This is a genomic window from Chthonobacter rhizosphaerae (assembly GCF_013839525.1).
Lineage (GTDB): Bacteria > Pseudomonadota > Alphaproteobacteria > Rhizobiales > Pleomorphomonadaceae > Chthonobacter > Chthonobacter rhizosphaerae.
Genome location: NZ_JACDIS010000002.1, coordinates 308,428 through 331,552, shown reverse-complemented (window position 1 = coordinate 331,552; position 23,125 = coordinate 308,428). Strand labels below are relative to the sequence as shown.

Here is a 23,125-nt window from a genome sequence, read left to right as displayed (position 1 = left end):
GGGTCGACCCATGGGGAAAGCCTACCCCTCAGGCGGGCGGCAAAAATATCGAGAATGCCAAAAACGGTTCCGGCGTCGATCCGGTGGCATGCGCTGCCTATCCGGACGCCGGGATGATCAATCGGGCGGCAGGGGAGGGAGGCGGCGGCGAGGCGGGGAGGGACGTCCGACCATCCCCGTCGCCACCCCCTGCGGGCGCGCCCGGCCGCCTCAGTCCGCCGTCTTCGCCTCCTGCCAGAGCGCCTCCATCGCCTCCAGCCCGGCCTCGGCGAAGGTTTGGCCGCGCGCCTTGAGGCTTCGCTCTATGTAGCCGAACCGCTTGCGGAATTTCTGGTTGGTGGAGCGCAGCGCGGCGTCCGGGTCCACTTTCAGGTGGCGCGCGAGGTTGGCGAGCGCGAACAGCACGTCGCCAAGCTCGCCCTCGACGGCCGAGGCGCCCGACCCGGCCTCGATCTCCGCCTCCATCTCGTCCAGCTCCTCGCGGATCTTGGCGATCACCGCCTTCGGGTCGTTCCAGTCGAACCCGACGGTTCCCGCCTTGTCCTGCAGCTTCACCGCCGCGAACAGCGACGGCATGCCGGCCGGCACCTCCGCGAGCAGCCCGTCCTCCTCGCCGAGCCCGGCGGCCTCCCGGCGCGCCCGCTTCTCCGCCTTCTCCTCAGCCTTGATCTTGGACCAGAGCCCCTTGGCCATGACGGCCGAGCGGGTCTCCTCCGGGCCGAACACGTGCGGGTGCCGGCGGATCATCTTGGTGGTGATCGCCTGAACGACGTCCGGGAAGGCGAAGCTGCCTTCCTCCTCCGCCATGCGGGCGTGATAGACCACCTGGAGCAGCAGGTCGCCCAACTCGTCGCAGAGGTCCGGCCGGTCACCCCGCTCGATGGCGTCCGCCACCTCGTAGGCTTCTTCGATCGTATAGGGCGCGATCGTCCGGAAGGTCTGCTCCACGTCCCAGGCGCAACCGGTCTCCGGGTCGCGGAGGCGGGCCATGATGTCGAGCAGGATCGTGATGTCGCGGCCGGGCTGCACGGGCGGCTCCTCGTCGGATGGAACGGGGCTCCTCCCTATCACCGCCGCCGCCGGGAGGCCACTGGCCGTCCGCCGCTCAGGCCGGCGCGCCGATCGACCGGGTGCCCTTCCGCCGCGGCCCGGCCACGCAGGCGGCGGCGAGGATCAGGCCGGAGACGACGGCGATCATGCCGGCCGCGCTGACGCTCGACTGGTAGCCGAGCCAGAGCGGCCCATAGCCCGCCAGCACGTAGCCGCCGACGGCGGAGAGCACCGCGAAGGCGAGGCTCCACATCACCTGCGGCACCAGCCTGTCGGTCATCAGCCGGGCCGCCGCGGGCGGGCAGACGAACATGGCGACCACCAGGATCGAGCCCACCGCCTCGAACGCGAACACCGCCACCACCGCCGTCAGCAGCATGAGCGCGGCGTCGAACAGAGCCGGCCGCGCGCCCACCGTGGCGGCGAACACCGGATCGAACGAGCCGAGCACCAGCTCCTTCCAGAACAGCACCACGAAGGCCGAGACGATCGCCAGCACCACGATCAGCCGCCAGACCTGCGGGGGCACGGCGGCGAGGGCGCTCGGGTCGAGAAGCGCCGACCAGCCGAGCCCCTCGAACCAGATCAGGCTCTCCAGGTTGCCGAGCAGCGCATGCTCCACGTCGAGGTGGACCGACCGGGCGCCGGACGTCTCCAGGAGGAGGACGCCCGCCGCGAACAGGCTGGTGAACACCACCCCCATGGCGGCGCCCGGCTCCACGCCGCCGGCCCGGCGCACGAGGGCGATCAGGCCCGCCGCCACGATGGCAGCCACGGTCGCCCCCGCCAGCATCGGGATGGGCGCCACCACGCCGGTCAGCAGGAAGGCCGCCACGATGCCGGGCAGCACCACGTGGCTCACCGCGTCGCCGATCAGGCTCTGGCGCCGGAGCACCAGGAAGTTGCCGACGAGCGCGCAGGCGAGGGCGGCCGCGGTGCCCACCACCATCGGCATCAGGGAGAGCATCACGAAGTCGCTCATCGCGCCGCCTCCCCGCTCCGCCCACCGAGGAGGCCCGGGAAGACGCCCCGCGCCGGCCCCACCAGCATGGAGACGATGAAGATCGCCGTGCCGGTCAGCACGATCAGCGGCCCGGTCGGCAGGCCTGGCCCGGCCGCCGACAGCGCCGCGCCCACGTGGCCGGAGACCGCCCCCATCCCGGCGGCGACCAGCGTCATGGTGCCCACCCGGTCGGTCCAGAACCGGGCCGCCACCGGCGGCACGATGGCGAGCGCCACCACCAGCACCAGCCCCGCCACCTGGAGGCCGATCACGATGACGACGAGGAGGAGGCCGATCATCATCAGGTCGGTCCGGCGCACGTCCACCCCGGTCGCCGCCGCGAACGTCGGGTCGAAGCAGACGAGCGTGAAGGCCCGCCGCAGCGCCATCACCAGCAACCCGGCGACCGCCGCCGACAGCGCGATGGTCTGCGCCTCGATCAGCCGCATGCCCGCCGTCGCGCCCAGCAGGAACCCGCTGATGCCAGCCTGGCCGCCCACGTCCATGGACTGGATCACGGTCATCAGCACCACGCCGGCGCCGAAGAAGGTGGAGAGCACCGCGCCGATCGCCACGTCCTCGTCCAGCCGCGTGTGCCGCGTGATGGCGTCGATGGCCAGCAGCCCCAGCACCGCCGTCGCCACCGCGCCCAGCATCAGCCCGGGCAGGAAGCGGCCGTCGCCGGTGGCGAGCGCCATCACGATGAACGCGATGGCGAGGCCGGGGAGGGTGGCGTGGCTCATGGCGTCCGACACGAGCGCCCGCCGCCGCAGCGTCACGAACGTCCCGATCGCGCCGGCGTTCGCGCCGAGGAGCGCGGCTCCGATCGACACGAGCGTGGTGTTGTATCCGGCCTGGAAGGTGAGGGCCTGGAGGAGGGCGTCCGCGGCGTCGACGGCCGGCGAGGTCATGGCCGGCGGCCCTCCTCGGGGAAGGTCTCCACCGCCAGCCGGCCGCCGTAGGTCGCCTCCAGGAGGTCGGGGGTGAACACCTCCGCGGTCGGCCCGGCCGCCACCACGCGGCCGGCCATCAGGATCACCCGGTCGAAGATGCTAGTCACGCTGCCGAGGTCGTGGTGCACGGCCACGATGGTGCGGCCGGCCGCGTTGAGGTCGCGCAGCACGTCCACGATCGCCGCCTCGGTGGCGGCGTCGACGCCCGCGAACGGCTCGTCGAGGAGCGTCAGGTCCGCGTCCTGGGCGAGGGCGCGCGCCAGGAACACCCGCTGCTGCTGGCCGCCGGAAAGCCGTCCGATCTGCCGGTCGGCGAGGTCCCCCATGCCGACGCGGGCGAGCGCCGCGCGCGCCTTCTCCTTGTGCCGCCGGCGCGCGAACCGCACGAGGCCCATCTCCGCGTAGAGACCCATCAGCACCACGTCGAGCGCAGTCGCCGGGAAGTCCCAGTCCACCGCCGCCCGCTGCGGCACGTAGGCGACCCGCCGCCGGGCGGCCTTGAACGGCCGGCCCCAGAAGGCGACGCGCCCCTCCCGCCGCGGGATGAGGTCGAGCGCGGCCTTCAAGAGCGTCGACTTGCCCGCCCCGTTCGGCCCCACGATGGCCGTCAGCGAGCCGGCCTGCACGTCCACGCTCGCCGCCGACACCGCCGGCATGTCCTGGTAGGCCACCGTGAGGTTGCGCACCGACAGCGGCGCCGAGACGTCCAACGGGGAGGTCGGTTCGGGAAGGACGGACGCTCGCTTCAGCATGGCCGCTCCTCCGTCAGTTCACCGCGCCGAGGCGCCCGTTCAGGCCGGCGGCGGGCGCTGTGCCGCCGAGCGCCCGGGCGATGACCGTCGCGTTGTGGTCGATCATGCCCACGTAGGTGCCCTCGTAGGTGCCGGGCCGACCCATGGCGTCGGAATAGATCTGGCCGCCGATGGTCACCGTGTGCCCGCGCGCCGCCGCGCCTTCGATCAGCGCCTTCACGTTCCGGTCCGAGACGGAGCTTTCCACGAAGATCGCCCGGATGCCCCGGTTCACCAGCACGTCCACGAACGACTCCACGGTCGCCAGCCCGGCCTCGCTCTCGGTGGAGATGCCCTGGATGCCGAGCACCTCGTAACCGTAGGCGCGGCCGAAATAGTTGAACGCGTCGTGGGCGGTCACCAGCACCCGCGTCTCCGCCGGCACGCTCGCCAGCACCTCGTCCGCATAGGCGGCGACCGCCTCTATGGCCTGCTCCGTGCGGGCGAGGTTGGCGGCATGGACCTCCCGTCCCGCGGGGTCGAGCTCGGTCAGCGCGTCACCGGCCGCGCGCACCACCAGCGACCACATCCGCGGATCCATCCAGACGTGCGGGTCGAACCGGTCCTTGTACTCGTCGTGCGCCAGCAGCCGCTCCGCCGGCACGGCGGCCTCGGCGAGCGTGAACAGGCGCCGGTGCTGCGCGAAGTCGGCGAAGAAGTCCTCCAGCTGGGCCTCCAGATAGAGCCCGTGCCGGAACACGGCATCCGCCTTCACCATGGCGGCTATGTCCGATCGGGTCTGTCGATAGGTGTGCGGGTCCACGCCTTCGCCCATCAGACCCTGGACGGCGACCCGGTCGCCACCCACGGAGCGGAGCGCGTCGGCGATCATCCCCGTCGTGCCGACCACGGAGAGCACCGGCGCCGCCGCGGCCGGACGCAGACCGGCGGCGAACCAGGCGCCCGCCGAAACCTGCAGGAAAGCACGTCGGTCGATGGAGGTCATGGGGTCCGTCTGAAAAGGGGCTGGACTGCAATTGCAAACTATTCGCAATTCAATGTAGAGCCGCCCCGGCGCGAGTCAAGGGCAGATCGGCAGTCCGGCCGCTCAATCGCATCGCTTCCGCCGCATACATGAAACCGCGCGAGCCCGCCCGTCCGCCGGCCGGCGACGGCCGGCCGGTTCAAGCCTCCGCGCCGCTTTCCCACCTTGCCGCGCGGCCGGCGGCCGGACCTGCGACCGCCCCCTCAGGCGACCCCGCCAAGTCTTTGATGGAAAACGCGTCGTGGGCCGCCTTGCGGTCCGCTCGCCCGACCCGCTATCCTCGCCTCATGAGCGACGGCGAGCACACAGCGGGCGCGGCCGGGGAGGGCGCATCGACGGCCGACCGGGACTGGCTGCGCCGCGCCGCCCTCGCCTACCTGGAGCGCTACGCCTCGTCCGAGGCCAATCTCGTCCGGGTTCTCCGCCGCAAGATCCGCCGCCGCGCCACGGTGACCGGCCGCGACATCGCCGATCCGGATGCGCTGATCTCCGAAGCCATCGGCGCCTGCCGCCGCCTGGGCCTTCTCGACGACGAGGCCTTCGTGGAGACCAAGGTGGCGTCCGGCGCCCGCAAGGGCCTGTCCCGTCGCAAGATGATGGCCGTGCTCGCCGCAAAGGGCGTGGACCGCGACCTTGCCGAAGCCGTGGTGGCCCGCGAGGCGCCGAGCGAGCGGTCCGCCGCGCTGGCCTTCGCCCGCCGGCGGCGGCTCGGCCCGTGGCGCTCGCCCGGCCGGTCCGGCGACGACCGCGCCGCCAAGGACATCGCTGCGCTCTGCCGCGCCGGCCACGGCTACGGCGTCGCGCGCGCCGTCGTGTCCATGACGCTGGAGGAAGCCGAGGCGAGGCTGGCCGACGATCCGGACGCAGACGGGATGTGATCGGCAGGATCCACCGGTGCTATGCTGCGTCCGTCCAGGCGTATCCGCCCGGAATTCCAGCCACCTGGGGCTCCATCGTGCGTTCCATAATATCCCTTATGCGAATCGGATATCTCCGGGTGAACACATCTTCACGTCCGGATGCTCGGCCAAATGCCTGCCCGGCAAGCGCAAAAACCCTCCTCTCACTCCTCACCGAAACCCGTGCCCCCGCCCCTCGCGTGACACTGGAGGCATTACCGGGCCTACCGCCGATCCTGACACCCGTTGACGCTTGGCCCGCGAGAATTCTCCAGTCGCACGATCCATTCCGCCGATTTTGCGTAAGCGCTTCAAACTGAACCTTTGCCGTCGCCCTGCGTTGGCGTTGCGGCGTTCTCTTCTCCTTCATCAAGCGAGGCTTCAAGCCATGGCGAACAAGACCGGGTCCCTGTCTCTTGCGATCGCGCTTCTGCTGGCATCCCCGTCCATGGCGGCGGCCGACGTGGTGGTCGGGTCCAAGATCGACACCGAGGGCACGCTTCTCGGCAACATGATCCTGCTCGTCCTTCAGGCGAATGGCATCGAGACGGAGGACCGGGTGTCGCTCGGCCCGACACCGGTGGTGCGCAAGGCCATCACGGGCGGCGAGATCGACATCTATCCGGAATACACCGGGAACGCGGCCTACTTCTTCAACCGGGCCGAGGATCCCGTCTGGAAGGACGCCGCCAAGGGCTACGAGACCGCCAAGACGCTCGACTACGAGGCCAACAAGGTGGTCTGGCTCACGCCCGCGCCGGCGAACAACACCTGGGCGATCGCCGTCCGTAAGGAAGTTGCCGAAGAGAACGATCTGAAGACGCTCACCGATTTCGGCGCCTGGGTGGCCAAGGGCGGCACAGTCGTTCTGGCCGGCTCCGCCGAGTTCGTGAACTCGCCGGCCGCCCTGCCGTCCTTCCAGTCCACCTACGGCTTCACCCTGAAGGAGAACCAGCTGATCGTGCTCTCCGGCGGCGACACCGCCGCCACCATCAAGGCGGCCGCCGACCAGACCAACGGCGCCAACGCCGCCATGGTCTATGGCACCGACGGCGCCATCGGGCCGTCGGGCCTCGTGGTTCTGGAGGACGACAAGTCGGTCCAGCCGGTCTACGCGCCCGCCCCGATCGTGCGCGAGGAGACCCTGAAGGAGAACCCCGGCATCGAGGCCGCCCTGAAGCCGGTGTTCGAGAGCCTCGATCTCGTCACGCTCCAGGACCTCAACGCCCGCATCCAGGTGGGCGGCGAGCCCGCCAAGGCGGTCGCGGAGGACTACCTGAAGAGCAAGGGCTTCCTGAAGTAACGGTCTCCGGGGGCCGGACGCGAGACTCCTTGTCCGGCCGGACCGCCCGTTGCGGCGTTCCGGCCTTTGAACCAAAACGGCCGCCCGGGCGTAGCAGCACCGGGCGGCCGTTTTGCAACCCGGGCGCATCGATCCGGGCGGGCCGCCGAGGAGACGACCCAATGACGGCTTCGGCCCCGCGCGCCTCGCGCTGCCTCATCCTGCTCGGCGCCGCCCTCGCGGCCGGCCTCACCCCCCTCGCCGCCGCGTCGGCCGCCCCGGCCCGCGGCTGCTTCGCCGGCTGCATGGCGGAGCGTCCGCCGAAGACCGACGACTATTTCCAGTTCGCCGACACCGTGAAACAGTGCCGCGACCGGTGCGACGCCGCCGCCCTCGACGACCTGCGCAAATCCGGCCTCTACGAGGCCTACGCGAGCTGCACCCCGGAGCCGCTCTCCAAGGAGGAGTTCCGCGACCTGCGCGCCGAGAACCCCTCCTGGCAGGCCCAGTTCAACACCTTCACCTGGGACGTGACGAACCGGTTCAAGGACAAGATCCTCACCGAGATCGAGGTCCAGACCCAGGACATGAACCTCTCCACCGTCTCGCTCGTCGCCACCAGCATCATCGCGCCGGACAAGTCCGGCACCTTCGTGGTGGCCGATTTCTTCGACGGCTATCCGGCCGTCCGCTACGCCACCAAGGTGCGCGGCGCCAAGGCCTGCACCATCCCCCGCTGACCGCCCGAGGGGAGGGCGCCCGTCCCTCCCCTCCACCCGCCCTCCCCGCCGGCTCCGCGCCAGGGCGGCGGGTTGAACGAGGCGGCGGCGGCGGCTATCGTCCTGGTCATCGGCCGCAAATGGCCCTCCCCGCCCCGTCGGTTTTGACCTTCATGCGAGCGTTCCTGAAGCGGTTGTTCTCCGACCGGCCCGTCGCGGCGCCGGATCCGTCGCCGGCGGACCCCGAGGATATCGCCCCGCCGACAGCGACGCCTCCCGTGCCGACAGCGACGCCTCCCGTTCTCCTCGTCACGCTTCTCGAGGTGGATCCGGCCGAGCACGTCGAAATCGTCGAGAAGGTGTTTGACACCTTCAACGCCAGCCACAAGCTCGTCTTCCTGGTCAGCACCGATGTGTTCGGTCCCTTCCTGGCCCGTCAGGCGGCGCTGGAATACTTCGCGCCCGTCGAAGACCAGGTTCGGTTCCGGCACCTCATGGACTGGCCCGACTATCTGGCCGAGAAGTGGACGCTCCTTCTCCTCAAGTGGAAGCCCGTCAGCGTCGTCGCCTATGGGATGAACGTCGACCGCTTCCTTGAAGCCGCGCGTGCCGCCCGCGGAGCGTCGGCGGCCTGATGCGGACGGTCGACCTTCTCTTCGTCACCGATCCGCGCTTCGAAGGCGGCGTCAGCACGGCGGTGGCCGTCGAGATGCGGGCGGCGGCCCGCCTCGGGCTTCGCTGCGGTCTCCTCATGGTGAAGGGCCCGGTGATCCGCCGGACGCTCGCCAGCCACCCCGAGATCGCCGCCGCCGTCGATGAAGGCCTCGTCCAGCGAGTCGACCCGGAGGAGGCCGTCGAAGCGGCCGTGGTTCTTGTCCACCACCCGTCCATCCTGACTCATGCCTTCGTGCCGCGTCCGAAGGTTCGCGCCGGTCGCCTGGTCGTCGTTCTCCACCACCCGAGGCGCGATGCCGCTGGTCGCCTCCAGTACGACCTGGACGCCGTGGTGGCCAATGGCCGCATGGCGTTCGGGCGGACAGTGGAAATCGCGCCGGTGTCGTCGGTCGTCCGCCAGGGCTTGCCGGCGCGCCCGCCGGCCGGGTCGGTCGTGATGCCGGCCGACTGGCTGAACCTCATCGAGCTCGAGGCCTGGCCGCGTCGGCCGCCACGAGATCCACAGGCGGGCGCGGACCGGGTGATCATCGGCCGTCACGCCCGCCCGGATCCCAAGAAGTGGCCGGACACCATCGAGGACGCGCGCGCGGCCTACCCGACGCCCCCCGGCTGGACCGTGCGCGTGCTCGGCGCCGGCGACTTCCTGTTCGACCTCTATCCGGAGCGGCCGCCGGATTGGGATCTCGTCGCGTTCAACAGCGAACCGGTCGCCGATTTTCTCGCCGGTCTCGACGTGTGGGTCTATTTCCACTCGGACGCATGGTCGGAAGCGTTCGGCCGGACCACCCTGGAGGCCATGGCGACGGGCGTGCCGGTGATCCTGCCGCCGCACTTTCGGCCGCTTTTCGGCGATGCGGCCCTCTATTGCGTTCCCGCCGACGTGGAGGCGACGGTCCGCGCCCTCCTGGCGACCCCGGGGGCGTGGCAGAGTCGGTCCGACGCGGTGCGCGCCTTCGTGGAGGAGACGTTCGGGGCGGATCGGTTCGCCCGGCGCGTCGAGCCGATCCTCGCGGACGGCCGGTCCCGCCTCGCATCCGCCCAGTCGCCCGAGGGCCGCTGGAGCGGGTCCCTCCGATCGTCCCCATCGTCGCTCCCGACCGGTTCACCCCTCACCTCCCCGCCGGTTCTTCCCGAGCGGCCGGTGCTCTTCCTGTCGTCGAACGGGATCGGCGTCGGCCATCTCGTCCAGCAGATGGCGATCGCCGACCGGTTGTCCCCCCAGCTGCGGCCGGTCTTCGCCACCATGTCCTACGCGGCCTCCGTCGTCCGGCAGGCCGGCTATCCGACCGAATTCCTGCCGCACCACCGCAACGGCGGTCTGCCGGTCCCGCTCTGGAACGACCACATGGCGGAGGTGGTGCTCGAGCTCCTCATCCGTCTTCGTCCGCGCGTGGTGCTCTACGACGCGACGGCCGCCTTCGGGGGCATCCTGCGGGCTCTGGAGGTCTATCGCGACGCCTTCACCATCTGGGTCCGCCGGCCCATGTGGCAGGAGAGCCACCGCCCCTTCCTCGACGCCGCCCGCCGCTTCGACGCGGTGATCGAGCCCGGCGAACTCGCCGCCGCGTTCGACCTCGGCCCCACGACGGATGAGAGCGACCTTGTCATGAAGGTGCCGCCGGTCCTGCACCTGTCGCCGGCCGACCGGTTGCCGAGGGCCGCCGCCCGCCGGGACCTCGGCCTCCCGGACGACGCGACCGTCGTCGCCCTGCAGCTCGGCGGCGGCAACAACTATCCCCTCGCGGCGCTTCGGACGGTCCTCGTCGAGGCGGTTCTCTCCCGGCCCGACACGATCCTTCTGGACATCCGCTCGCCGGTCCAGGTCGGCCCTGAGGAACCCGGCCCGGACCATCCGCGGCATCGGGCCGTCCGCCTCTTTCCGGCCTTCCGGCATTCCGCCGCGTTCGACGCCGCCATCCTGGCCGCCGGCTACAACGCCTTCCACGAGGCGATCCTCGGCGCGATCCCGACCCTGTTCGTGCCCAACGAGGCGCCCGAGATGGACCTGCAGGTGAACCGCGCGATCTGGGCGGAGCTGAGCGGCTGCGGGCTCGTCTGCCGCCGCGATCTCCACACCCCCGTGGCGCGCGACCTGGTCGGCACCCTCCTCGATCCGGCCGAGCGGGCGCGCATGGCCGAGGCCTGCCGGTCCCATTCGGACGGAGCGAACGGCGCCGACCAAATCGCGCGGTTCGTGGAGGACGCCGCCCGCACCGTCCGGGCGGACCGCAGCCCCGCCATCCGCATCTGACCGCGCCGAACCGGGCCGCCGGTCCGGCCGCGTTCGCGCCCCCGCCTTGCCAACCCGCGTTCAAGGCCCGCAGCCGGCCGCAACCATGCTCCTCGAGCCGGCATTCCGGTCCTGGCGTCCGCCGGCTCAGTAGTCCGAGCCGCTGTCCCGTCCGCTGCCCACCGCGAATGCGGCGGACGTCCGGGCGGACGCCACCGGCTTCTGCGCCTTAACGGGCTCGGCGCACTTCGGGTCGCGCTGGGCCGCCTGGGGTGTGGCGCAGAGTTCGGGAACCTGGTTGGCCGTCGCGCATCCGGCCAGGACCGCCGTCGTCACGGCGACCGACGCGCTTCGGCCGATCAGTCCCCGCACCCGGCGCAGCATGCTGAAGACGCTCATTTCACCCTCGCTCGATTCCGGCCGCCCCGGCGGCCTCATGCAGATCCAACGGACGCCCCTCCCCGATCGCGGGTCGTCCCCTCTCCCGTGCCCCGGCCCTCATCCGCCCGGAGAACCGTCCGGACGCTCCCGCGCCGGACCGGCGCTCCGCGTCAGCCGCCTTCGGTGAAGAGCCCGATGCGGCCGAACTGGCAGGTCGTGTCCGACGCCGCCGCGACCACATCGGCCATCGGCGGCACCAGACGGTCGTTGTGCTGCGCCAGCAGCGCGTGCAGCGCCAGCGGCGGGCGGGCGCACCAGGCCACCACCAGCTGGTCCTCGCCGGTCGGCGGCACCACGGTGAAGCGCAGCGACAGGCCGTCGGGCGCCGGCACGTCCTCCCGCACCCCCGGCGGATAGAGGCCGTACTGGAGCCGCCCGTCGCTCGCCACGTTGAAGAGCGTGATGAACACCAGATCCGGCGTCGGCGGCCGGAAGTCGAACCCCACGAGCGCGTCCAGCGGCTGCCGGGCGGCGGACTGCTGCGGCACGATCTCGATCGGCGGCAGGTGCGTCACCTTCGCGGCGTTGAGGTCGAGGAGAAACTTCGCGCGCGCGAGGTGCGGCCCCACGTCGCCCGTGAACTCGGTCACCTTGTCGCCGACGCCGTTGTAGACGGTCCACCCGGCGCCGCTCCGCTCGATGGTGACCGCACCGCCGCTCGGCACCAGCCGGCAGCCGCAGGTGGCGAGGTCGAGCGACGGGGGCGGCTCGCCGATCAGCTGGACAAGGATCGCCTTGGGGTCGATCACCTCGGCGACCGGACTGGCCGGTTCGCGGAACTGCAGCATCACCGACGGATCGCCGCGCGGCAGGAACCGGGGCTGCTGGTTCTGCTCCATGTGGGTGAACACCCGGTCGCCGATATAGGCGGCCATCTCCAGGCGGGTCAGCGCGCCGTCTCCGTTCTGGTCCGCCTCGCCGGCGACCGCCTTGGCGAAGAACCAGGACAGCGCGCCGTGACGCTTCCCTTCGAACACGGTCTCCTGCACCAGCCGATCCTCCGTGGCGGTGGCCAGGATCTGCGTCACGTTCGGCAGAGGCGGCAGGCCGGAGTCTCCCTGGCCGCTCGGCGCTTCACCCGGGATCGGGTCGAGCGGGATGTCCCAGACGCCGCCGGTGCGCCGCAACCCGGTGCCGCGGGCGACCTTGCGCTCCAGGCCCGCGGAATGGCAGCTGTCCATCACGAACAGAACCTGGAACGCGGCCGCGCCTTCCAGAAGCGTCCGCAGCTGGTCGTCGTTCAGTCGGCCCTCCCGCGCGTTCGCGGGGTCGAAATCATGGAACATGATCGTCTCGTCGAGACCGTCGGTCTCGTCCACCGGGGCCGAGACTTCATGCTCCTGGCCGCCGTGGCCGGCGAAGGTCACGATGATGGTGTCGCCCGCGGTCGCCTGCGTCTTGATGCTCTCGAACGCGCCGAGGAAGGCGTCCAGCGTCGCGGACGCGTCGAGCAGCACCCGGTCGTCCGGCAGGTCCACCCGGGCCGCGCGAAGCGACTCCGCGATCACCATGGCGTCGTTCACCGCGCCTTGCAGGTCGCTCAGCTGGCCGGGCACCGTCTCTTCGGCCGCGACCAGGTGCCGGTAGTCGTTGATGCCGACCACCAGTCCCCAGTCCTTCGCTGCGGCGGGAGCGGTGGCCGCGAGGAACACGGCAAGGGCCAACCCGCCAAGGCCTTCACGATCCAAAAGCCACCTCCACTCGCCGCGCTATGGTTCGCAGCTCGTCCGTCGAATAGATCTGGGCGTCCACCACCGCGGGCGGCTCGGCCTCGCCCTTTCCAACGATCTGGATCCGCGACGGCACGCCGTCCTTGACCAGGAAATCGGCGAGCGCACGGGCGCGCCGGAGCGAAAGGTCGAGATTGTAGGTCGGGTCGCCCACGTCGTCGGTGTGCCCCGCGATGACGACGCCGGCCACGCGGTTCGCCTTCAGGAAGGCCGCCAGACGCTGCGCCTCCCGTGTGCCGTCGCCGTCCAGCTGGTCGCTGTCGAAGCCGAACCGGATCGGCAGGAAAACGGACTGCACCTGCAGCGCGGCGGCCGAGATGACGTTGAACGTGTTGCCGCTCTGGATCTGCACGCCGTCGAACTGAACGCCCGCGGCCGCGTCGGACGCCTTCGCGGCGACCTGACCCGGGCTCTGCGCCGGCGGTTCGGCCGGCGCGGGCGCCGAGGCCTGCGCGCCTGCCTCCTGCACCGTCACCAGCGCCGTCTGTTGCGGCGCCGCCGGCTGCGATGGGGTCGGCGCCAGGGTCTGCGCCGGCGCCGGGGGCTGCGGTGGCGCCGGCGACTGGGTGGCCGTCGCCACGGCCGGGTTGGCCCGTTCCACCGCCAGCCCGCGCGCGATGACCGCCATCACGCCGGTGGCTTCGCCGCCGCGCGTCACGGTCGCCTCCATGCTGCCGGCCAGCATCATGTTCTCCTGCGCCAGCAGCGCGAGCCGCCCGGCGATGGGCACCAGCGCCTCGGTCTGCGCGGTCAGCGCCGGGTCGCCGAGGCTGTCGAGGGCGGCGTTGTAGAGCTTCGCCGCCTCGGGTCGGTCGCCCTTGCGGGCCGCGATGTCGCCGCGCACGGCCTGGACCGCCCAGTGGACGCCCGGCGCCTGCCGGACGATCGCGTCCGCCGCCGTGGCGTCGCCGGCGGAGAGCTTCTCCTGGGCCATCTTGGCGATCGCCGCCGACACCTGCGAGCGCGCGCCCGTCACTTGGGCGGCCGAGCAGGATGCGTCCGCCTCGACGGCCTTCCACCCGGCGATCACCGCGGCGACGTCGCCGCCCCCGTAGGACGACTGCAGCGAGGCCAGCGTCGCCGCGCACCCGGTCTCCGCCCGCGCGGGCGGCGCGGCCGTCGCGACCGCGATCCCGGCGGCAAGGATGCATGTCCGTAGGATGCCCATTCTGCCCTCCCCGCTCATGGCGCGACGTCGAAGGTGATGACGTTGGTGGCGCTCAGGCCGTTGTCGGCAGCCACCTGCTGGGTCCGCTCGATCACGATGCCTCGCGACAGCGGCTGGAAGCGCTCCTTGGCGAAGGCCATGGCGGCCGCGCCGGTGATCCGCTTGGTGCCGAGGCCACCCTCCCGGCAGAAGGCCACCATGGTTTCGCCCCGGCCCGGCGTGTCGAAGCGCAACTGGAAGCCTGATCCGGGGAACGGGATGCGACGCGTCTCCCCGGCCTCCAGGAAGGCCGGGCCGATCACCTCCGTCGGCAGGTCTTCCACGACCCGGGTTTCCTCCACGTAGAGCACCTGGAGTTCGCAGCGCTTGGTCGCCTTGACGTCGAATTGCAGGAGGTCGTTCACCTTCACGTTCACGCGCGGCACCGACAGCTGCAGCTGCAGGGCGTCGGCGGGCTTCACCACAGGATTGAACGGGGCGAGTTCCGTCGTGCTCGGCGGCGTGAACGGCACCGCCTTCGCCTTCAGCTCCGCGGCCAGCGCCAAGGCCGCTGCCTGTTCCAGGTTCCCTGCGAGACTCTGGGGCTGGAAGGCCACGTTCGTCCCGCCGAGCGGCCGGAAATCGGTCAGGCGCGGCAGCAGGGCCGACCAGACTTCCTCGATCTCCGATCGTGTCACGAACAGCCCGTCGTCGATCCGCCGGATCCAGACGTCCACCGTCTGCATCAGGTGCGGATCGCCCATGGTCTTCACCCGCTCGCGGAACTCGTCCTCGGTCAGGAAGAAGGCTCGGGCGATGTCCTGGAGATCCAGGTTCTCGAACTGCAGGTCGGCCAGGAAGGTCACGATCTCCTGACCGCCGGCGGGGGTCGGCGCCTGCAGGCTGACCGGAATGCCGGCCGCCGACGGCTGCACGGCGCCGATCGTCTCCAGCGACGACACGAAGGCCGCGATGTCGCGGGTATAGTGCTCCTCCAGGTCCTCGGGCGAGACATACATCTCCAGGAGGGCGTCGCGCTGTTCCCTCGTGTAGCGGTTCGAGCTCTCGATGAAGCTGCGGATCTCATCCGATTTCCGGATGATGCCGTTCTCGTGGCAGTCGAAGCAGGAGCGTGCGTTGACGATCTCCACGCCTTTGCCGATCGGCTTGTTCCTGAACGACACGATGGAGCTTGGACCGACCAGCAGCCGCTCGCCCGCGGCGGTGGAGAGATAATAGCCCTGCATGCCGTTCGGCAGGCTGAAGATCATCTCGCCGCCGTCATGCTCGAAAGGCTCGGTCCCGGAGATGAGCGGCATGGCCGCGACCGGGCCGTCCGGATGCTGCAGCAGCGACTGGCGATTGTCGCTGCCGGCGAAGTCGTAGGACTTCCAGTAGTAGCCGTTCCGGGTCAGGTCGAACCGCTCCAGCATGCGGTTGTGATCGGACACGCCGGAGCTGCCCTCCACGAAGCCGGCGCGCACCACCTCGCCCTGCTGGATCAGCCGCGTCACGTCGAGGCCCATCCGCGTCTCCAGTTCGGCGATGTCCGCCGGCAGGCGCAGGAGCAGGTCGTAGAAGGGCGATTGCGAGGCGAAGTGCACAAACCAGCTGGCGTTGAGGATCGGCACGGCCGCGCCGGTGCCGTTCGCCAGCACGGCCGTCAGGTCGTCCGACATGGGGTCGATCGAATAAGGGTAGATCGTCGCGAGATCCGCCCAGCTGTCCGGCGAGAAGCCCGCCTCGGTGGCGCCGTGGGTATAGGCGCCGGTGGTGAGGGACAGCCAGTCGTCGCTGCTCCAGCCGTAGTCGCGCAGGTCGATGCGGACCAGCGTCCCTTCCGTTCCGGCGACCGGCTTCACCGTCGCGAGCCGCGTTCCCCGGCTCACCGAGTTGATGAACTTGTTCAACCCCGCATGGAGGTAGTGCATCGGGTTTCGCAGCACGCCTTCGGCCTTGCAGTCGATCTGCGGCAGCGGCGTGTTCGCGAAGCTCATGTAGCGGATGAACGGGCGGTCCGTCTCTTCCAGGGAGCGAAGGTCCGCCACCGCCGCCATGGTCAGCGCCGTCAGGTCGCCGCCCACGTAGCGCGGCAGCGTCTGCTTGCCGGTCGCGGCCGCCTTCGCGTCGGTCGCGGCGGGCGTCGCCGTCGCCGGCGCGGCCCCGAGCGCCATGATCCAGGTCCGGATGGCGTCCAGCTCCTCGGCTTTCAGCTTGGTGCCGAGCGGCATGCGGTTGAGCGCGATCGACTGGTAGAGCGGCGACTTGTCGGGGTTGCCGGGGATGACGGCCGACCGGTCCGCCGCCAGGTCGGCGATGTCGTGCATCGGAAAGGTCCGGTCGTTGCGCTGTCCGGGGCCGTGACAGGTGCGGCAGCTCTGGTCCATCACCCGGTCCGCCGCGCGCTCCACCTCCGGCGGCACTCCGGCCGCGACCGGCGGGGCGACGGCCAACGAGGCGGCCGGCGCCGGGGCCGTTTCCTCGCAGGCCGCGGCGACGATCTGCATCAGCCCTTCCGATCCGGTCGACCTGCCCGCGGCGACCGGATCGAACGCGACCGGCGTGGCCGGCTTCGGCGCGACGCCACCCTGGTCGCCGGCCTTGGCGACGATCGTCTCGGCCGGCAGCTTCGACACGTCCACCGGCGCGTTGGTCAGGTAGGCGTACATGGCCGCCCGGTCGTCCATGCTGAGCTTGGCCGTCGCGGCGGCGATGCGCAGCATGGAGGCCGCGCCGATCGGCTTGCCGTTCAGCTTCAGCCCGTTCGCCAGCGTGCCCGTCACGAACGCGGCCGGCCCGTACGTTTCCAGCCGCTCCTTGGAGATGTCGGGCGCGAAGTCGCCGAAGTAGCCCAGGAACCCGGTGAAGGCGGCGTCCTCGTCGAGGCCGAGGCCGCTGCGGGGCGTGTGGCATTCGCCGCAATGGCCGAGCGCCTCCACCAGATACTGCCCGCGGGCGATCTGCGGATCGGCGGGCGGCGTCAGGGCGGGCCGCTGGCTGTCCATGAGCAGGAGCGCGTTGCGGCCGAAGAAGTTGACCTCGTGCTCCTTCGACGGCGCGTCGCTCTGCGGCAGGGTCTTCAGGTAGGCCCTCAGGTCGAGCGCATCCTCCGGCTTCATCCGCGCATAGGCCAGATAGGGGAAGAAGGCGCCGTAGTAGCTGTGGCCGTCCGGCGCGACACCGCGCAGGAGCGCGTTCAGGAACTCGGCGTCCGTCCACTGTCCGATGCCGGCGACCGGATCGTGGGTGATGTTCGGCGCGTAGACTTTGCCGAGCCGATTCTCGAACGCGCGTCCGCCGGCCAGGAGGTCCAGGTTGCCCTCGACCGAATGGCAGGTCGCGCAGCCGGACGCGTTGTAGATCACCGCGCCGCGCGCGGCGTCCGGCGTGTGCGACGAGAACGCGCCGTCCGCGAACGGCTCCTGCGCCGCCGCCGACCCCGCCAGGGCGAGAACCAGGCCGCCCGCGATGATGCCTGCACGTCCAGCCATGCTACCCCTCATGTCGGCCTCCCGATCGCCGGCGATCACCTGAATTCGAACCGTTCGAAGTGGATGGACCTCGGCGTCTTCCCGAGGCCTTTCAGTCCCTTCCGGAGCGCCTCCCGCAGCGGAGCCGGGCCGCAGAACCAGAAGCTCGCCGTCGTGATGTCGAACGGCACCAGGGCGGCGAGCCGCGCGGCGTCGAACCGGCCCTCGGTCTCGCTCTGGTGCAGCCGGAAGGTGAAGCCCGGCACCCGTTCGGCCGCCCGGCGAAGGCGCTCCAGGCCCACGGCTTCGGCCTCCGTGCGCACGCAATAGGCGAGGCAGATCTCCGGCGAGCCGCTGTCCGGCAGCGAGTCGGCCCAGGCCAGGAAGGGCGTGATGCCGATGCCGGCGGCGGTCCAGACCTGCCGCGCGCCGCCGCGCCGGTAGTCGAACCGGCCGTAGCAGCCTTCCACGCGGGCCGTGTCGCCCACGAGAAGCGCGTCGCGCAGGCGGCGGGTGAAGTCGCCGAGCCCGCGGATCGAGAACTGGATGCCGCCGTTCGGCCGCACCTCCGACACCGTGAACGGATGCGGCTCGCCGAGGCCCTTGGCCGAGAAGGACACGAAGGCGAACGAGCCCGGCCGCACGTCGATGCCGCGGCCGACCGGTTCCAGGTCGACGATGGTCGCGGCCGGGTGCTTGGTCACCGCGGCGACCCGATAGGTCCTGCGCCGCATCAGCGGCGCCCCGATCGTCCATCCGAAGCTGGCGAGGCCGATCACCGCCATCGCGTTGAGATGCGTGGCCAGCAGCACGTTGTTGTCGAACGGCGCCTTCACGAAGAACTGGTGGAACGCGAGCGCGGCGAATACCACGCCGAGCAGCCGGTGCGACCAGCGCCAGATGCCGTAGGGGATCTCGAACGGCACCTTCGGCAGCCGCTTGAAAAAGCTGATCAGCACCAGAACGACGAGGATCGGGAAGGCGACCTCGGCCACGTCGACAGCCAGCAGGCTGAGGGTCTGCATCACCTCCTTGCCGTCGGTGCTGATCTTGATCTGCTGGTGCAGGAAAGCGCAGACGAGCGCCAGGATGCCCAGCCACTTGTGGGTGAAGTAGATCTGGTCGAGACCGCCGAACAGGCGGTCCAGCCCTGGGGCCCGGGTGGCCAACAGGAGGTTCAGCGCCATCAGGCTGAAGGCCGTCGCGCCGAGCGCGATCACCGGAAACGTCGTCCCGGGCAGATGACCCGCCGCCAAGTAAGACAGCACCACAGGCAAGACGATACCTATGGATGCAAAGATCACTTTGCCCATCACGGGAAGATCCTGAACTAGGATAGAATTGTCTGCATAAACGGCGGGCAGGCGGAAACGTACCATGCGGTCATGTCACATCAGACTCGCAGGCAATCGGGTGACTCTATCATTGGATGATGCAGTCTCCCACAAGTCGCGCTTTACGCATCATCTAATTTGATGACGCGTCTTCAGCGCGCGCCTCTTTACGTATCTTGACATCCGGCCGCTACCATTGGATCCGGTGTCGGCGCCACAATCGAAAACGGTAATGTATCTTGCCCTCTACAGGCCGGATCCCGGCGTCGACGGATCATCGGGGCGGCGATACACTCGTCTTCACGGCCGACGATCCGGCGCCGCTGCGCGAGGACTGCCGGGGCGCGGCCGGCTGTTTTGCCGCGGCGGGAGTGGGACGGATGGCTGGGCGGTCTGGCGTGCGGGCGGGCTGGTGGCGCGGGGTCGCGGCGGCGATGGCCGGGCTGGTGATCGCCTGCGTCATTTTCGCCGATATCGCCACCGCGGCGTCGGCGGAGCGGCGGGCCGCGCTCGTGATCGGCATCGGCCGCTACGCCACCGTCACGCCGCTCGTCAACCCGCCGAACGACGCGCGCGCCATGGCCGGCGCCCTCCGCGACCTCGGCTTCGAGGTGGTCGACGGCATCGACCTCGACCGCGCCGCCTTCACCCGCGCCTTGCGCGACTTCGCCCGCATCGCCGACGGGGCCGAGTTGGCGCTCGTCTTCTATGCCGGCCACGGCGTCCAGGTGGACAACGAGAACTGGCTGCTGCCCACCGACGTGCGCCTGGAGAGCCGACTGGACCTCGAGTTCGAGGCGATCGGCGCCGAGGCGCTGCTCCGCGCCATGTCCGGCGCCCGCGGCCGCATCCTCCTCCTGGACGCCTGCCGCGACAATCCGTTCAAGGAGGGCTTCATGGCAACCGCGGCGGGGCGGTCTGTGGGGCGCGGCCTGGCGCGCCTGAACGTGCAGGACACCGGCACCCTGATCGCCTTCGCCACCAGCCCGGAGGCGGTCGCGTCCGATGGCGGCGGCGGCGCCTCCAACAGCCCGTTCACCACCGCCCTTCTGGCGCACATCCGCACGCCCGGCCTGGAGATCCGCCAGATGCTGACGCGCGCCCGCCAGGCCGTGATCGCCGCCACGGAAGGCCGGCAGACCCCGTGGGAGAACTCCTCGCTGGTCGCCGACGTCTACCTCGCGGGGCCGCCGGCCCAGACCGCTGGCGAGACGGCGGACGTCGTGCTCTGGCGGGCCATCGAGGGCAGCGACGATCCGGCCGCCTACGACCTCTTCCTGCGCCGCTTCCCGGACAGCCCCCATGCCGCCGCCGCGGCGGAGAAACGCCGGGTCCTCGTCGCCGCCCTGCCCTCGCCCGCCCTTCCGGCGGCCGGATCCGCCCTTCCGGCGGCCGGATCCGCCCTTCCGGCGACCGAGTCCCCGGCCCCTCCATCCGCGCGCGATTGCCCGACCTGCCCGGAGGTCGTCCGCCTGCCGGCGGGCTCCTTCCTGATGGGCGCGTCCGCCGAGGACCGGTCCGCCACCGACAACGAGCGGCCCGCCCACCGGGCCGTGGTCGGCGCCTTCGCGATGACGCGCTTTCCGATCACCTTCGCCGAGTGGGACGCCTGCGTGGCCGACGGCGGCTGCCCGCCGGTGCCCGACGACGGCGGCTGGGGCCGGGGGCAGCGGCCGGTCGTCAACGTCAGCTGGACGGACGCCAACGCCTACGCGGCATGGCTCTCGGCACGGACCGGCGCCGTCTGGCGCCTGCCGTCCGAGACCGAGTGGGAGTACGCCGCCCGCGCCGGAACCGACACCACCCGCTTCTGGGGCGACGACCCGGCCGCCGCCTGCGGCTTCGCCAACGTCTACGACACCGCCGCCCTCGCGCCGGGACGGACGGCCGGCGACGCCTCGGCCTGGGCCGGCACGCCGCACGGCTGTTCCGACGGCTACGCCGGCACCGCCCCGGTCGGCAGCTTCAGGCCGAACCCGTTCGGCCTCTCCGACATGATCGGCAACGTCTGGCAATGGGTCGGCGATTGCTGGCGCGACGACTACTCGGCCGCGTCGGGCACCGCCGAGCCGGCGTCCGATCCGGAGTGTCAGGAGCGGGTCCTTCGCGGCGGCTCCTGGCTCAGCCAGCCGTCGGCTGCCCGCTCCAGCGCGCGCATGCGCAGCGATCCGGTCGAGCGGGACACCAATTTCGGGTTCCGGCTCGTGCGCCAGCTCCCCTGACGGAGGATAGCCATCCATGACCGCGCTCTCGGCGGAAACCGCCGGCCGAACCCTCTCTCGGCGCCTCGTCGCGCTGGCCCTCGCCGGCGCGGCCCTCGTCGTCGGCCTCGGCGGCGCTGCGGACGCCGCCGGGCGACGCGCCGCGGTCGTGGTCTCCAACGAGGCTTTCGGCGACCGGCGCCTCGCCACCGCCCGGGCGGACGGCGAACTCATGGCCACCACCCTTCGGGAGGCGGCCTTCGACGTTCTGCTCGTCCAGAACCTGCGTGCCGCCGAACTCGACGCGGTGGCCGACACGGTCTCGCGTCATGTGGCGGGAAGCGACCTGGCGGTCTTCTACTACACCGGCGTCGGCAGCGGCGCGGAGGGTGACGTCATCCTGACGGCCGTCGATGCCCCCGCCGGCGGGGCGGACAGGTCGCCTCCCGGCTGGTCCCTCGCCCGCATGGTGGACGCGCTCGACGCCGGCGCCGAAGCCACCGTCGTGATGCTGGACGGCATTCCGGCGCCCGCCCTCGCGAAGGATCCCGGCACTCGGTCGGTGCGGCCGTTCGCCCGCCAGCCGTCCATCACCGCCGGACGGGCGAGGCTGCTCGTCTCGTACTCGGGCGCGACCGCCCTGCCGGACGCGGAGGGCAACCCGGGCGGCAACAGCATCTTCGCGACGGTCGTCGCCAATACGCTCGGCGAGCCCGGCAAGGGCCTCCAGTCGGCCCTGCGGGAAGTCCGCCGCACCGTGCGAGAAGCCACCCGCGGCGCGCAGGTGCCGATGTCCGAGGGCGACGCCGCCTTCGACGTGGTGCTTCGCCCGGAGGCGGAGGTGGTGGCGGCGGCGCCGGAAACCCGCCCGGACCTCGACCTGGTTCTCTGGTCCTACATCAAGGACAGCGCCGAACCGTCTGATTTCGGGCTCTTCCAGCAGACCTTCCCCGGAAGTGCGCTCGCCGAGCGGGCGGCCGCCCGGACGATCTCCCTCGCCAGGGGCGAGGCTGCGGGCGTCGGCCGGCTCACCCGTGCCGGCGCCGGCGCGGCATCCGACCCCGATGCGGCCCCCGACCTTCAGAGCCTCGCGTTCGGTGTCGCGGGCGACCGCAGTCCGCCCCCGCAGGTGCGGCTGTGGCCGACCGTGCTGCCCGCCACCCCGGACGGCCTCGGCACGCTCGCGACCCCGTGCGATCTGGTCGCCGGCGATCCGGACGATCCGCAGCGCCTGTCGCCCGGCATCCGCTGGGGCCTCGTCAACCTTCGCGTCGCGTCGCGCGTCTGCATCGGCGACCTCGCGAAGGCGCCGGACAATCCGCGCCTGCTCTTCCAGGTCGGCCGGCTTCTCGACATGGGCAAGCGGTACGAGTGGGCGGAGGCCTTCTACCGGGAAGCGGCGGCTCGGGGCTATTCCGCCGCCTTCGCCAACCTCGCCTACATGTCCATGACCGGGCGTGGTCGGCCGGTCGACATGGCGGCCGCCCTGCCTTTCCTGAGGAAAGGGGCCGAACTCGGCAACCCGCGCTGCCGCACCGACCTCGGCTTCGCCTACCTTCAGGGGCTCGGCGTCGCCGCGTCGCCGGCGGAGGGCGTGCTCTGGCTGCGGCTCGCCAGCTCCGGAGGCTGGCCGAACTCCATGGACCTCCTCGCCAACATGCACCTCAGCGGCTGGGGCGTGGAGAAGGACGAGGCGGCCGCGTTCGAGCTGTTCCAGGCCGCGGCCTTCGTGGGCAACACCAACGCCATGACGAGTCTCGGGCACCGCCACCTCGACGGGCGCGGAGCCCCGAAGGACACGGCGCGGGCGCGCTACTGGTTCGAGAAGGCGGTCGCCGCCGGCAACGCCTTCGCGCCGCTCTTCCTCGGCCAGCTCTACCGCGAAGGCGTCGGCGTGAAGAAGGACGCCGCCCGCGCCTTCGCGCTCGTCACGCTGTCCGCCGAGCGCGGGTTCGGCGAGGCGCGCTTGCGGCTCGGCGACATGTACGACAAGGGGGTCGGAACCCGGAAGGATCCCATCGAGGCCGCCTTCAACTATGCGCTCACGGACCTGCAGTCGTTCGAGCACCCGGTCATGGACCAGTTCGTCGAGGAGGCGAAGGCCAAGCTCGACAAGGCGATGGCGCGCCTGAAGCCGGGCCAGCAGGACGAGGTGCGTCGCCGGGTGGAGGAACATGTCCGGCTGAACGGACCCGGCTGAGCGCGCCGGGTCCCC

17 protein-coding genes are annotated in these 23,125 nt (G+C 71.2%); 7 read left to right on the top strand and 10 right to left on the bottom strand.

The genetic code is table 11. From position 1 onward, the window contains the following. Positions 1-210: 210 nt before the first annotated feature. The 5 genes from mazG to HND91_RS05310 form a co-directional block, all read right to left on the bottom strand. Positions 211-1,029: a nucleoside triphosphate pyrophosphohydrolase gene (gene mazG / locus HND91_RS05330; RefSeq protein WP_181705492.1), complete on the bottom strand. Its 819-nt coding sequence runs from the start codon at positions 1,027-1,029 to the stop codon at positions 211-213. 76 nt (positions 1,030-1,105) lie between these two features. Then, positions 1,106-2,032, bottom strand: coding sequence for a metal ABC transporter permease (locus HND91_RS05325; protein WP_181705491.1), 927 nt, complete (start codon positions 2,030-2,032; stop codon positions 1,106-1,108). Next, complete coding sequence (locus tag HND91_RS05320) at positions 2,029-2,964, bottom strand: metal ABC transporter permease (RefSeq protein ID WP_181705490.1); 936 nt, start codon at positions 2,962-2,964, stop codon at positions 2,029-2,031. The genes HND91_RS05325 and HND91_RS05320 overlap by 4 nt, the downstream gene beginning before the upstream one ends. Then, the gene (locus HND91_RS05315) at positions 2,961-3,758 is read right to left on the bottom strand and encodes a metal ABC transporter ATP-binding protein (protein ID WP_181705489.1); all 798 of its coding nucleotides are present in this window, start codon (positions 3,756-3,758) and stop codon (positions 2,961-2,963) included. Before HND91_RS05315 ends, HND91_RS05320 begins: the two co-directional genes overlap by 4 nt. 13 nt (positions 3,759-3,771) lie before the next feature. Beyond that, a complete protein-coding gene (locus HND91_RS05310; protein ID WP_181705488.1) occupies positions 3,772-4,743 on the bottom strand; it encodes a metal ABC transporter solute-binding protein, Zn/Mn family in 972 nt (323 codons plus the stop codon). 326 nt (positions 4,744-5,069) lie between these two features. Here HND91_RS05310 and HND91_RS05305 point away from each other — a divergent pair, with 326 nt between their 5' ends. From HND91_RS05305 to HND91_RS05285, 5 genes are all read left to right on the top strand, one after another. After that, positions 5,070-5,660, top strand: coding sequence for a regulatory protein RecX (locus HND91_RS05305; RefSeq protein WP_181705487.1), 591 nt, complete (start codon positions 5,070-5,072; stop codon positions 5,658-5,660). 409 nt (positions 5,661-6,069) lie between these two features. Next, positions 6,070-6,984 (top strand): glycine betaine ABC transporter substrate-binding protein OsmF, encoded by a 915-nt coding sequence (osmF, locus tag HND91_RS05300; protein ID WP_181705486.1) that lies wholly within the window; start codon positions 6,070-6,072, stop codon positions 6,982-6,984. A gap of 161 nt (positions 6,985-7,145) precedes the next feature. After that, positions 7,146-7,703, top strand: a complete 558-nt coding sequence (locus HND91_RS05295) for a hypothetical protein (protein ID WP_181705485.1) — start codon at positions 7,146-7,148, stop codon at positions 7,701-7,703. Positions 7,704-7,960: 257 nt separating this feature from the next. Next, positions 7,961-8,317 carry a hypothetical protein gene (locus HND91_RS05290; RefSeq protein WP_181705484.1) on the top strand — a complete coding sequence of 119 codons (357 nt, stop codon included), beginning with the start codon at positions 7,961-7,963 and terminating at the stop codon, positions 8,315-8,317. Continuing rightward, the gene (locus tag HND91_RS05285; protein ID WP_181705483.1) at positions 8,317-10,608 is read left to right on the top strand and encodes a glycosyltransferase family protein; all 2,292 of its coding nucleotides are present in this window, start codon (positions 8,317-8,319) and stop codon (positions 10,606-10,608) included. Before HND91_RS05290 ends, HND91_RS05285 begins: the two co-directional genes overlap by 1 nt. A 126-nt stretch (positions 10,609-10,734) precedes the next feature. On the opposite strand, the gene HND91_RS05280 is transcribed toward HND91_RS05285, so the two are convergent. From HND91_RS05280 to HND91_RS05260, 5 genes are all read right to left on the bottom strand, one after another. After that, the gene (locus HND91_RS05280) at positions 10,735-10,986 is read right to left on the bottom strand and encodes a hypothetical protein (RefSeq protein WP_181705482.1); all 252 of its coding nucleotides are present in this window, start codon (positions 10,984-10,986) and stop codon (positions 10,735-10,737) included. A 152-nt stretch (positions 10,987-11,138) separates the two neighbouring features. Next, the gene (locus HND91_RS05275) at positions 11,139-12,692 is read right to left on the bottom strand and encodes a caspase family protein (RefSeq protein ID WP_181705481.1); all 1,554 of its coding nucleotides are present in this window, start codon (positions 12,690-12,692) and stop codon (positions 11,139-11,141) included. Positions 12,693-12,705: 13 nt separating this feature from the next. Continuing rightward, complete coding sequence (locus HND91_RS05270; RefSeq protein ID WP_181705480.1) at positions 12,706-13,926, bottom strand: OmpA family protein; 1,221 nt, start codon at positions 13,924-13,926, stop codon at positions 12,706-12,708. 14 nt (positions 13,927-13,940) lie between these two features. After that, the gene (locus tag HND91_RS05265; RefSeq protein ID WP_181705479.1) at positions 13,941-17,396 is read right to left on the bottom strand and encodes a c-type cytochrome; all 3,456 of its coding nucleotides are present in this window, start codon (positions 17,394-17,396) and stop codon (positions 13,941-13,943) included. A gap of 35 nt (positions 17,397-17,431) precedes the next feature. After that, a complete protein-coding gene (locus HND91_RS05260) occupies positions 17,432-18,595 on the bottom strand; it encodes a ferric reductase-like transmembrane domain-containing protein (protein WP_181705478.1) in 1,164 nt (387 codons plus the stop codon). Positions 18,596-19,089: 494 nt separating this feature from the next. Here HND91_RS05260 and HND91_RS05255 point away from each other — a divergent pair, with 494 nt between their 5' ends. Beyond that, on the top strand, positions 19,090-20,931 hold the full coding sequence (locus tag HND91_RS05255; protein WP_181705477.1) for an SUMF1/EgtB/PvdO family nonheme iron enzyme: 1,842 nt from the start codon (positions 19,090-19,092) through the stop codon (positions 20,929-20,931). 16 nt (positions 20,932-20,947) lie between these two features. After that, complete coding sequence (locus HND91_RS05250; protein ID WP_181705476.1) at positions 20,948-23,110, top strand: caspase family protein; 2,163 nt, start codon at positions 20,948-20,950, stop codon at positions 23,108-23,110. Positions 23,111-23,125 lie beyond the last annotated feature (15 nt).

Excerpts from the sequence above, each read along its gene's own strand:
- HND91_RS05325 (WP_181705491.1), bottom strand. The coding sequence starts at position 2,032 with ATGAGCGACTTCGTGATGCTCTCCCTGATGCCGATGGTGGTGGGCACC.
- HND91_RS05320 (WP_181705490.1), bottom strand. The coding sequence starts at position 2,964 with ATGACCTCGCCGGCCGTCGACGCCGCGGACGCCCTCCTCCAGGCCCTC.
- HND91_RS05315 (WP_181705489.1), bottom strand. The coding sequence starts at position 3,758 with ATGCTGAAGCGAGCGTCCGTCCTTCCCGAACCGACCTCCCCGTTGGAC.
- HND91_RS05310 (WP_181705488.1), bottom strand. The coding sequence starts at position 4,743 with ATGACCTCCATCGACCGACGTGCTTTCCTGCAGGTTTCGGCGGGCGCC.
- HND91_RS05305 (WP_181705487.1), top strand. The coding sequence starts at position 5,070 with ATGAGCGACGGCGAGCACACAGCGGGCGCGGCCGGGGAGGGCGCATCG.
- osmF (WP_181705486.1), top strand. The coding sequence starts at position 6,070 with ATGGCGAACAAGACCGGGTCCCTGTCTCTTGCGATCGCGCTTCTGCTG.
- HND91_RS05295 (WP_181705485.1), top strand. The coding sequence starts at position 7,146 with ATGACGGCTTCGGCCCCGCGCGCCTCGCGCTGCCTCATCCTGCTCGGC.
- HND91_RS05285 (WP_181705483.1), top strand. The coding sequence starts at position 8,317 with ATGCGGACGGTCGACCTTCTCTTCGTCACCGATCCGCGCTTCGAAGGC.
- HND91_RS05280 (WP_181705482.1), bottom strand. The coding sequence starts at position 10,986 with ATGAGCGTCTTCAGCATGCTGCGCCGGGTGCGGGGACTGATCGGCCGA.
- HND91_RS05270 (WP_181705480.1), bottom strand. The coding sequence starts at position 13,926 with ATGGGCATCCTACGGACATGCATCCTTGCCGCCGGGATCGCGGTCGCG.
- HND91_RS05265 (WP_181705479.1), bottom strand. The coding sequence starts at position 17,396 with ATGGCTGGACGTGCAGGCATCATCGCGGGCGGCCTGGTTCTCGCCCTG.
- HND91_RS05255 (WP_181705477.1), top strand. The coding sequence starts at position 19,090 with ATGGCTGGGCGGTCTGGCGTGCGGGCGGGCTGGTGGCGCGGGGTCGCG.
- HND91_RS05250 (WP_181705476.1), top strand. The coding sequence starts at position 20,948 with ATGACCGCGCTCTCGGCGGAAACCGCCGGCCGAACCCTCTCTCGGCGC.